This window comes from Streptomyces californicus (assembly GCF_000717645.1).
GTDB lineage: Bacteria > Actinomycetota > Actinomycetes > Streptomycetales > Streptomycetaceae > Streptomyces > Streptomyces californicus.
In genome coordinates, this window is sequence record NZ_JNZZ01000055.1 from 1 (window position 1) to 10,048 (window position 10,048).

Below are 10,048 nucleotides of genomic sequence, written 5' to 3' on the forward strand. Positions count from 1 at the left end.
TCCGCGTACCTTCCCCGCGCCCCCGACGCCCCCGCACCGCCCCCTCCGCGCCCCGTGCCGCCGGCCCCGTCCGGTCACGGGGCGCAGCCACGCCCGGACGCGCTCGGCCGGTCGAAAGTGGTTTCGCCTTCGCCGCCGACGCCCCGCCCGGCCAGCCCGATCGCCGACGCCCGGCCACAACCCGTCGCCCCCGTAGACAGATCACGAAGTAATCCGATCAATAAACGGTCACCAATTGCTACTTGATGCGTCACTTAGCGATAAGAGAAGCGACGGAACCGGTGATTTAGACAACTGGGTGTAGCGTCGTCAGCACGAAGCGTTATTCTCCTCAGACGCATCACGGAGACCGTCACTCGCCACCAGGAGTGATGTTTTTCGAACTGCTCGTGATGGAAGCTCTGCCTCTGGGAGTCCCGTGTACCCACACGTCGGGGTTGACGCCTCGGGCCTGGCTACGCTGCGTGCATCGGTCATCGACCGCTTGCGCGGCTTCGTCCCCACCGCGTACGCCGTCCCCGCCTTTGCCACCCCTGCACCTGCCGGCCCCTGCTACGCCATGGCCGAACGCAGTGCTGCAGTCGGAAGACGCGGCACCCGCGCCGCCTCGACCGCCACGTCGACCGTCCGCCGTCCCACGGCCGACAGCGACAGCGCGCGCATGATGGACCTCGTCGAGCGCGCGCAGGCCGGCGAGGCCGACGCCTTCGGCCGCCTGTACGACCAGTACAGCGACACCGTGTACCGGTACATCTACTACCGCGTGGGCGGCAAGGCGACCGCGGAGGATCTCACCAGCGAGACCTTCCTCCGCGCGCTGCGCCGTATCTCCACGTTCACCTGGCAGGGCCGCGACTTCGGCGCCTGGCTGGTCACGATCGCTCGCAACCTGGTCGCCGACCACTTCAAATCCAGTCGATTCCGGCTGGAAGTGACCACCGGCGAAATGCTCGACGCCAACGAGGTGGCGCGCAGCCCCGAGGACTCGGTCCTGGAGTCCCTCTCCAACGCCGCGCTGCTCCAGGCCGTGCGGCGACTCAACCCCCAGCAGCAGGAGTGCGTCACCCTGCGGTTCCTCCAGGGCCTCTCGGTCGCCGAGACCGCCCGGGTGATGGGCAAGAACGAGGGCGCGATCAAGACCCTGCAGTACCGCGCCGTCCGAACACTCGCCCGACTCCTGCCCGACGACGCCCGCTGACCGGACCGGTGCGTGACCGTCCCGTGACGCACTGGTCCGATCATCTTTCGTGCGTAACCCAAGTGCCGCGCACGTCGTTGTGCCGGTTGCAGGCCCCCTGCCGTCGCCCCCTGTCCGCTTCCACTCACTCCATCGAGTGGAAACGCTCAAGGTGGGCAACCATCCGAACCGTCAGGGGAGTCGACCGTCATGACGAGAGGAGGTGCCGCCAGTGATCGCAAACGTTTCGGCACACCGGCGGGCGAACGCCTTCGCCCAGGCCCTGGAGGAGCAGACCCCCCAGGGTGCGGCGGCCGTACAGCCCGACGATCCGGCCGACCAGGCCGACCGCGGACCGCTGTTGGCCCTGGCGAACGGCCTCGGTGAGCTACCGAAGCCGCAGTTGGACCCCGAGGTCAAAGCCGTACAGCGAGCGCAGCTCGTCGCGGCCATGGAGACCATGTTCGCCGAGGGCGGCGCGTCCACGGGCCCTACGGTGCCTGTGCAGCGGGGCAAGGGAGCCCACCGGGCCTCACCACTGCGGAAGTTGCGTCCCCGGTCCCGCTGGGCCAAGGGCCTCACCGCCGGCGGCCTCACCGTCGGCGTCGCCGCGGGAGCGTTCGGCGGGGTGGCCGCGGCCAGCTCCGACGCCCTCCCCGGTGATTCGCTGTACGGGCTCAAGCGCGGGATGGAGGACATCAGCCTCGGCATGACCAAGGGCGACACCGAGCGCGGCGAGGCATACCTCGACCACGCGTCGACCCGGCTCAGCGAGGCCCGCAGACTCATGGAACGCGGCCGCTCCGGCCCCCTGGACCACGAATCCCTCGGCGCGGTCAGACGCGCGCTCAACGGCATGTCCCACGACGCCTCCGAAGGCCACCGCCTCCTCCGCGCCGCCTACCAGCGCGACGGGGCGATCGGCCCGATCCAGGCCCTGGACACCTTCTCCCGCTCGCACCGCGACACCTGGAGCAGCCTCCGCGACCGGCTGCCCGTCCAGCTCACCGACGTCCGCGACCAGGTCAGCTCGGTCTTCGAGGCCATGGAGGACGAGGTCGAACCGCTCCAGTCGCTCCTCCCCCGTCCCCCCGGGGAGAACAAGAACTCCGAGCGGCCCGACCCCACCACCACCCCGGACAACGGCTCCTCCCGGTCCGACGCCCCCGCATCCCCGGCCTCCCCCGAGAAGCCCGGAGACCGCACGGACGGCGACGCGGCCCCCGAGCCCTCCGGCTCGTCGGACTCCTCCGACACCACCCCGGACGACGGCCTGCTCGGCGGCGGCACGGACGGCCTGCTCGACGACCTCCCCACGGACGGCCTCACCAAGCCCTCCCCCGAGAGCAAGCCCAGCGCGCCCGCCGCACCCGACGTCACCCTGCCGCCGCTCCTCCCCGGCCTCCTCCCGGGCCTCGGCATCGACGGCCAGAACCTCAAGCCGTAGAGCCACCGCACCCGACGAAGAGGGGCCGGTACGCGATCCGCGTACCGGCCCCTTCTCGTGCGACGAGGCCCATCCGACCCCGCACGGCTCAGAAGAACACCGAACGCCGCTGCACCAGCAGCTTGTACAGCGTGTGCTGGATCTGCTCCCGCACCTGGTCCGTCAGGTTGAACATCAGCATCGGATCCTCCGCCGCCTCCTGCGGATACCCGTCCGTCGGGATCGGCTCCCCGAACTGGATCGTCCATTTCGTCGGCAGCGGCACCGCGCCCAGCGGCCCCAGCCACGGGAACGTCGGCGTGATCGGGAAGTACGGGAAGCCCAGCAGCCGGGCCAGCGTCTTCGCGTTCCCGATCATCGGGTAGATCTCCTCCGCGCCCACGATCGAGCACGGCACGATCGGCGCCCCCGCCCGCAGCGCCGTCGAGACGAACCCGCCGCGCCCGAACCGCTGGAGCTTGTACCGCTCGCCGAACGGCTTCCCGATGCCCTTGAACCCCTCCGGCATCACCCCGACGATCTCGCCCGTCTCCAGCAGCCGCTGCGCGTCCTCCGCACAGGCCAGCGTGTGACCGGCCTTGCGCGCCAGCTCGTTGACGACCGGGAGCTGGAAGACCAGATCGGCGGCGAGCAGCCGCAGATGCCGGTCGGCCGGGTGGTTGTCGTGCACCGCGACCTGGAGCATCAGCCCGTCCAGCGGCAGCGTCCCCGAGTGGTTGGCCACGATGAGCGCCCCGCCCTCCGACGGGATGTTCTCGACGCCCTTCACCTCGACCCGGAAGTACTTCTCCGCCAACGGCCGCAGCGCCGACATCAGGACCTGCTCGGTGAGCTCCTTGTCGTACCCGAACTCGTCGACCTCGTACTCACCGGTCACCCGCCGCCGCAGGAACGCCAGACCACCCGCGATCCGCCGCTCCCAGCCGCCGTCCGACGCCGGGCCGGAAGCCGCCCGCCCCGGCTCCTCGGGCCCGTACTCCGCGCCCCCGGCCTCCGGCGGCGGGGGGCCGGCCGCCCCGGGGGCCTGCGCCCCCGGCAGGGCGCTCACCGGCGCGGCGGGGCCGTCGCCCCGCCCGCCGCTGCCGCCGCCCGCCCCGGTCCGGCGCCGTGCCGGACGCGACGCGCCACCGGACCGCGAACGGTCGTCGTCGAACGGAATGACCTTGGCGTCCGCCATCGTCGGTGCGCTCCTCTACCTGGCGCCGTCAGTCGTCTCTACCGCACCGGCCCCGCGCTCCCGCGGTCCGGCGCCTCCCGGCAGCGGCAGCTCCGCCAGCCGGTCCACCGCCCTGCCCACCGCCTGAGGCGGCAGCAGTCCGGGCCCGTGGCTCCGCGCGTACTCCGCAAACGTCTCCGCCGTGGTGAACTCCGGCCGGAAACCGAGGGTCTCGCGCATCTGCACCGTCGAGACCACCCTGCCATGGGTGAGCAGCCGGATCTGTTCCGGCGAGAAATCGGTCATGCCGATCGTACGGAGCGCCGAGCCGACCCACGTGACAGCGGGCAGCGGCACCGGCACGGTCGGCTTCCCCAGCCGCCGCGAGCACTGCGACAGCAGCAGCACCCCGTCGCCGGCGATGTTGAACGTGCCGCTGTTCAGCGTCCCCCGCCTCGGCTCACCCGCCGCGATCCTGAGGACGTCGACCACGTCGTCCTCGTGCACGAACTGGAGCCGGGGGTCGTAGCCGAAGACGGTCGGCAGGACGGGGAGCGCCAGATAGTCGGCGAGCGGCGAGTCCGGCCGGGGCCCCAGGATGTTGGCGAACCGCAGCACGCACACCGCCACGTCCGGCCGCCGCCGGGCGAAGCCCCGCACGTACCCCTCGACCTCCACCGCGTCCTTGGCGAAACCCCCGCTGGGCAGCGACTTGGGCGGGGTGGTCTCGGTGAACACGGCGGGGTCGCGGGAGGCCGACCCGTACACGCTCGTGCTCGACTTCACGACGAGCCGCCGCACGGACGGGGACTTCTGGCAGGCGCCGAGCAGCTGCATGGTGCCGATGACGTTGGTCTCCTTGACCGTCGTCCGGCCGCCGGCGCCGAGCGCCTTGCCGGAGACGTCCAGGTGCACCACCGTGTCGACCGCGTGCTCGGCCAGGATGCGCGCGAGGGCGGACTGCCGGATGTCCGCCCGGACGAACCGCGCGTCACCCAGGTCGTGCTCGGGCGCGACCGCGTCGACCGCGATCACCCGGTCCACCCCCGGATCGCGCTGGACGCGCCGCACGAAGCGGCCCCCCAGCTGCCGGGCCACTCCTGTGACGAGGACGACCTTCCCCAAGACCAGCGCCTTCCGTCGGCCCGGGGAGCCTGCGGCGGCTCCCCTGCTTCCCTCGGTAACTCCTGGTCGTCACCGTAGCGGGTGGACGCCGCCCTGTGACGTCTCCGGGGGCGGCCTTGACCCGCGCTTGCCGGAAAGACCCACCGACGCGGGAGCCCCGGAACACGCGTCAGCCCCTCCACCGAACCGGTGGAGGGGCTGACGATCACGCGAAACGCGTGCGCTTACTTCTTGTTGCGACGCTGAACGCGCGTGCGCTTGAGCAGCTTGCGGTGCTTCTTCTTGGCCATCCGCTTACGCCGCTTCTTGATAACAGAGCCCACGACTACCCTCGCTCACTTCTTCTTCACTGGTGCGGGGCGTCTGGGCCCACACGACCTACGTCGGCCTAGCCTACCCGCCCCCGTCCGAGGGACGTAATCCGCAGGTGGGCTCAGGCCGATTCCACCCCCACGAAGGAGTCGCGGAGATACGTGTGAACCGCTTGCTCCGGCACCCGGAAGGACCTGCCCACCCGGATCGCCGGCAGATGACCGCTGTGCACCAAGCGGTACACGGTCATCTTCGACACCCGCATGACCGAGGCGACTTCCGCCACGGTCAGAAACTTGACCTCGTTGAGAGGCCTCTCGCTGTCAGCAGCCATGACCCACCTGTACCTTCCGCACCGGACGCGCACCGGCTTCCCCTCCGGTGACTCTTCGTCGTTGTGCGCTCACTCCCCAGATTAGGGGCGGGTGATGCGAGTGGGGAAGAGGAGGGTCGGTCCGCGGACTACCGGGACAGCCGGGCCCGCTGGAGCACGTAGCGCGTCAACGGCCGGTAAAACGGGGCCTGCACACCGTCGTCGAGCGGAACGGCGACCGACACCCGCCCCTCGGCCTCCCCCACGAACAGCGCCGGATCGTCCGTGTCCGCCGGCCCGATCGTCTCGATACCGAGCTGACCTGCGCCGCAGACCCACCCGTGGTCCCCGACCACCAGCTCCGGCAGCACCCCGAGCCGCTCGGCCGCCTCCTGGAGCGCGAGCCGCACCGGAAGCGGCGAGTGCGTGTGCGCGCCCGTCTCACCACCCGTGGGCCGCCCCCCTGGTTCACGTACCAGCGCGACCCCCCGTACGTAGTCGATCGTGTACGTACGTACGCCAAACCGCGTCGTTATGTCGATACATCGCCCCTGCGCGGGGGTGAGGACGGGGCAGCCCGCCGCCGACAGAGCGTCTGCCAGCCCGGCGTAGAAACCGAGCAGCCGGTGCGGGTGACCGGTCCCCAGCAGCACCGGCGCCCGCCGCCGGGCCACCTCCGCCAGCCGCTCCGCGAACGCCTCCAGCGCCGCCACCGTACGCGCCGGGTCGATCGCGTCGCCCCCGGAGACGTGCGCCGGGTCGGCCGAGACCCCGCACCGGTCCGCCATCAGCCGTAACAGCTCGCCCTCGCCCCAGGCCCGCTCGGGCGCGAGCCCCAGCGTCACCCGGGGGTCCCGGGCCGCGAACAGCCGATAGCTGCGCAGATTGTCCTCGCGCGTAGTGGCCACGGGCCCGGCCAACCGGGCCGCCAGCAGATGGGCGCGCAGCGCCCCGGTGCTCAACACCTCAGGGATGCTGCCGTACCGCGCACACCGTACGGGCGGAAATCCCGGTACGCCCCACCGTTGGGCTAACGCAGGGCACAATGCCCGCCGCCCGGAGCCGGCCACCACGGAGCCCGGAAGGCCGGGAGCTTTGGCCCCCTGGAGCCCGGCAGCTCCGGAGCCCCGGGAGCCGGCCACCGCGGAGCCCCGGGCTCAGGTCAGCAGCCCCCGCAGCGGGAACGACGCCTTGCGCGCCGCCAGGATCGCCTGGTCCAGCCGGTCCGCCGGATCGTACCCGTCCTCCCACTCCTGCCAGTGGGGCGTCCGCCCGTCCGTCATCCGGCCGGGGCCGAGCTGCCGCGTCCGGGCGTACACGAGATCACGCCACGAGGACGGCACCACCGACTCCGGGTCGACGGGCGCGTGCGCGGCGATGCCCACCAGGTGCGTCCACGACCGGGGAACGACGTCCACGACCGCGTAACCGCCGCCGCCGAGCGCCACCCAGCGCCCGTCCGCGTGGTCGTGGGCCAGCCGGTGGCAGGACTCCATCACCGCCCGCTGCGCGTCCAGGGAGACCGCGAGATGGGCGAGCGGGTCCTCGAAGTGGGTGTCGGCCCCGTGCTGGGTGACGAGAACCTGGGGGCGGAAGTCGGCCAGCAGCTCGGGCACCACCGCGTGGAAGGCCCGCAGCCACCCCGCGTCCCCGGTCCCGGCCGGCAGGGCCACGTTGACCGCCGCGCCCTCGCCGTCCCCGGCCCCGGTCTCCTCCGGCCACCCGGTCTGCGGGAAGAGCGTCCGCGGGTGCTCGTGCAGCGAGATCGTCAGGACGCGCGGGTCCTCCCAGAACGCGGCCTGCACCCCGTCCCCGTGGTGGACGTCCACATCCACGTACGCGACCCGCTCGGCGCCCAGCTCCAGCAGCCGGGCGATGGCGAGGGCGGGGTCGTTGTAGACGCAGAACCCGGCGGCCGCCCCGGGCATGGCGTGGTGCAGCCCCCCGGTGAAGTTCACCGCGTGCTCGGTCTCCCCGCGCCACACGGCCTCGGCGGCCCCGACCGAGAGGCCGGCGATCAGCGCGGACGCCTCGTGCATCCCGGCGAACGCCGGATCGTCCACGGTCCCGAGCCCGTACCCCTGGTCCGCCGCCCGCGGATTCGCGGAGGCGGCCCGCACCGCGGCCACGTAGTCCTCGCGGTGCACGAGCCGCAGGGTGGAGTCCCCGGCGGCCTTCGCCGACCGCAGATCCACCGCCGCGTCGAGCCCGAACGCCCGCACCAGCCCCATCGTCAGGGCCAGCCGGACCGGGTCCATGGGGTGGGTCTCCCCGAAGTCGTATCCCGTAACTGCGTCATCCCACATCAGCTGTGCGCGGCCGCTCATGCCCGCCACCGTATCGGGCGGGCTCCGCGCCGAACGAGCGGGCGTACACGAGCGTCGCCAGCACCAGGACCATGGGGACGAGCATGGCCCCCCGATAGCTCCACGCATCCCCCAGAGCGCCCACCAGCGGTGAACCCACCAGGAAACCGACATAGTTGAAGATGTTCAGCCGGGCCACCGCGGCGTCGCTGTTCCCCGGGAACATCCGCCCGGCGGCGGCGAAGGTCTGCGGCACGATCACACAGAGCCCGAAGCCGAGCATCGTGAACCCGAGCATCCCCACCCAGGCGCCCGGCGCCACCGCCACGACCACGAACCCGCCGGCCGCCAGCAGGCTCCCGCCCCGCACCACGGCCACCGCCCCGAACCGCCGCACCCCGAGGTCGCCGACGGTCCGCCCCAGCAGGGTCGTCACCATGTAGACGTTGTACGGAACGGTCGCGAGCTGCTCCGAGCTGCCGAGCACGTCCTGGAGGTACTTGGCGCTCCAGTTGGAGACGGTCGAGTCCCCGATGTACGCGAAGCTCATGACCAGGCAGAGCGGCAGCAGCAGCTTGAACGAGAGCCCGCCGCCGGCGCCCGCCTCCCCCGCTCCCGCCTCCTGCGGGCTGTTGCCCTCCGTGTACCACCGGCTGCCGATCAGCGCGGCGGGCAGCAGCACGGCGACGACGGGCAGGTAGGACGCGAGCAGCGACATGTCGTACCGCGCCCCGACCCACGCCAGCGAGGCCCCCGCGATACCGCCGAGACTGTACGCGGCGTGGAACCCGAGCATGATGCTCCGCCCGTACGCCCGCTGAAGGCTGACCCCCAGCATGTTCATGGAGGCGTCCAGCGCCCCGACGGAGAGCCCGAACACCCCGAGGGCGACGGCGGCGTGCCACATCTCCCGCCCGGCGCCCACCCCGAGCAGGGCGAGCAGCACGAGGGGCTGGGCCCACCGCAGGACCACGCTCGGCCGGACGCGGGCGACCACCTTCTCGGTGGCCACGCTGCCGGCGCCCGCCAGTATCGGGACGGCTGCGAGGAAGACGGGCAGCAGTCCGTCGGATATCCCGTACTGGTCCTGGATGGCGGGGATACGCGTCACCAGAAGGGCGAAGGCCACGCCTTGAACGCCAAAGCTCAGCCCCAGGGAGGCCCTGCCGTACCGCAAGCCCGCATCAGTCATGGCGGCGAGCGTAAGGCCAGCCACTACCCATGGGTAGATGGATCACGGGAGCAGTTTCACCACGTGCGCGCGACCGGCGGCCCCGCCCGGCCGCCTCCGCCTCTTCGACCGCCTCCCCGTGGCCTCGGGACCGTCTGCCCGTGGCCTCAGGGCCGTCTGCCCGTGGCCTCAGGGCCGTCTGCCCATGGCCTCAGGGCCGTCTGCCCATGGCCTCAGGGCCGTCTGCCCATGGCCTCAGGGCCGTCTGCCCATGGCCTCAGGCGAGGAGTCCGGGCAGCTGGGACATGTCCGAGAAGTGCCCGGTGACGCCCGTGAGCCGGTCGGCGGGCATCATCGACGTGAACCCGTACACGTCCATGCCGGCCGCCCGCGCCGCCTCGACGCCGAGCGGGCTGTCCTCGATCACGACGCACCGCTCGGGCGCGACGCCCATGCGCTCGGCGGCGTACAGGAACAGGTCCGGAGCCGGCTTGCCGCGCCCGACGTCCTCGGAGCTGAAGATCCACTCCTCCTCGAACCACTGGTCGATCCCGGTCCTGCGGTGCCCGACCCGGATCCGCTCGTGGCTCCCGGAGGAGGCGACGCAGTAGTCGACCCCGTCCGCGACGAGCTTCCCGAGGAACTCCTCGACCCCGTCCACCGCCACCAACTCCTGCTCGAAGGCGGCGAACGTACGGGAGTTGAGTGTGGTCTCGAAGTCCTCGGGCAGCTTCTGCCCGGTCCGCTCCGCGACGAGGTCGTGCACGCGGTGCACGGCGGACCCCATGTAGTCGCGCAGGGATTCCTCGTACGAGGTGGGGTGACCGAGTTCGGTCAGGTAGCCGGAGAGAACGGTGTTGGCGAGAGGCTCGCTGTCGACGAGCACACCGTCGTTGTCGAAGATGACCAGTTCGTAGCGCATGGTCCGACCCTAGACGCTCAGAACGCAGAAAAGCCCCGTGCCACAAGGCACGGGGCTTTCCCGGAAAAATTGTTCGGCGGCGTCCTACTCTCCCACAGGGTCCCCCCTGCAGTACCATC

10 protein-coding genes are annotated in these 10,048 nt (G+C 71.7%); 2 read left to right on the forward strand and 8 right to left on the reverse strand.

Annotated elements, in window-relative coordinates; genetic code table 11:
* The first annotated feature begins 418 nt into the window (after positions 1-418).
* Positions 419-1,198 carry an ECF subfamily RNA polymerase sigma factor, BldN family gene (locus IF19_RS0133875; protein WP_030118603.1) on the forward strand — a complete coding sequence of 260 codons (780 nt, stop codon included), beginning with the start codon at positions 419-421 and terminating at the stop codon, positions 1,196-1,198.
* A gap of 211 nt (positions 1,199-1,409) precedes the next feature.
* The gene (locus IF19_RS0133880) at positions 1,410-2,624 is read left to right on the forward strand and encodes a DUF5667 domain-containing protein (protein WP_030118602.1); all 1,215 of its coding nucleotides are present in this window, start codon (positions 1,410-1,412) and stop codon (positions 2,622-2,624) included.
* Between the two features lie 88 nt (positions 2,625-2,712).
* Here IF19_RS0133880 and IF19_RS0133885 read toward each other — a convergent pair whose 3' ends face one another.
* The 8 genes from IF19_RS0133885 to IF19_RS0133915 all read right to left on the reverse strand — a co-directional run bounded on the left by IF19_RS0133885 (position 2,713) and on the right by IF19_RS0133915 (position 9,929).
* Positions 2,713-3,801 carry a lysophospholipid acyltransferase family protein gene (locus IF19_RS0133885; RefSeq protein ID WP_030118601.1) on the reverse strand — a complete coding sequence of 363 codons (1,089 nt, stop codon included), beginning with the start codon at positions 3,799-3,801 and terminating at the stop codon, positions 2,713-2,715.
* A gap of 15 nt (positions 3,802-3,816) precedes the next feature.
* Positions 3,817-4,905 carry an NAD-dependent epimerase/dehydratase family protein gene (locus IF19_RS0133890; protein WP_030278107.1) on the reverse strand — a complete coding sequence of 363 codons (1,089 nt, stop codon included), beginning with the start codon at positions 4,903-4,905 and terminating at the stop codon, positions 3,817-3,819.
* Between the two features lie 224 nt (positions 4,906-5,129).
* Positions 5,130-5,228 (reverse strand): 30S ribosomal protein bS22, encoded by a 99-nt coding sequence (locus IF19_RS1000000136740; protein ID WP_003948845.1) that lies wholly within the window; start codon positions 5,226-5,228, stop codon positions 5,130-5,132.
* Positions 5,229-5,338: 110 nt separating this feature from the next.
* Positions 5,339-5,551: a helix-turn-helix domain-containing protein gene (locus tag IF19_RS0133895; RefSeq protein WP_030118599.1), complete on the reverse strand. Its 213-nt coding sequence runs from the start codon at positions 5,549-5,551 to the stop codon at positions 5,339-5,341.
* Between the two features lie 128 nt (positions 5,552-5,679).
* Positions 5,680-6,495 (reverse strand): phosphatase, encoded by an 816-nt coding sequence (locus IF19_RS0133900; RefSeq protein ID WP_030118598.1) that lies wholly within the window; start codon positions 6,493-6,495, stop codon positions 5,680-5,682.
* 192 nt (positions 6,496-6,687) lie between these two features.
* Positions 6,688-7,857 carry an acetoin utilization protein AcuC gene (locus IF19_RS0133905; protein ID WP_030118597.1) on the reverse strand — a complete coding sequence of 390 codons (1,170 nt, stop codon included), beginning with the start codon at positions 7,855-7,857 and terminating at the stop codon, positions 6,688-6,690.
* Entirely contained in the window at positions 7,826-9,028 is a 1,203-nt protein-coding gene (locus IF19_RS0133910) for an MFS transporter (RefSeq protein ID WP_030118596.1), read from the reverse strand. The genes IF19_RS0133905 and IF19_RS0133910 overlap by 32 nt, the downstream gene beginning before the upstream one ends.
* 256 nt (positions 9,029-9,284) lie before the next feature.
* Positions 9,285-9,929: an HAD family hydrolase gene (locus tag IF19_RS0133915; RefSeq protein WP_030118595.1), complete on the reverse strand. Its 645-nt coding sequence runs from the start codon at positions 9,927-9,929 to the stop codon at positions 9,285-9,287.
* Positions 9,930-10,048 lie beyond the last annotated feature (119 nt).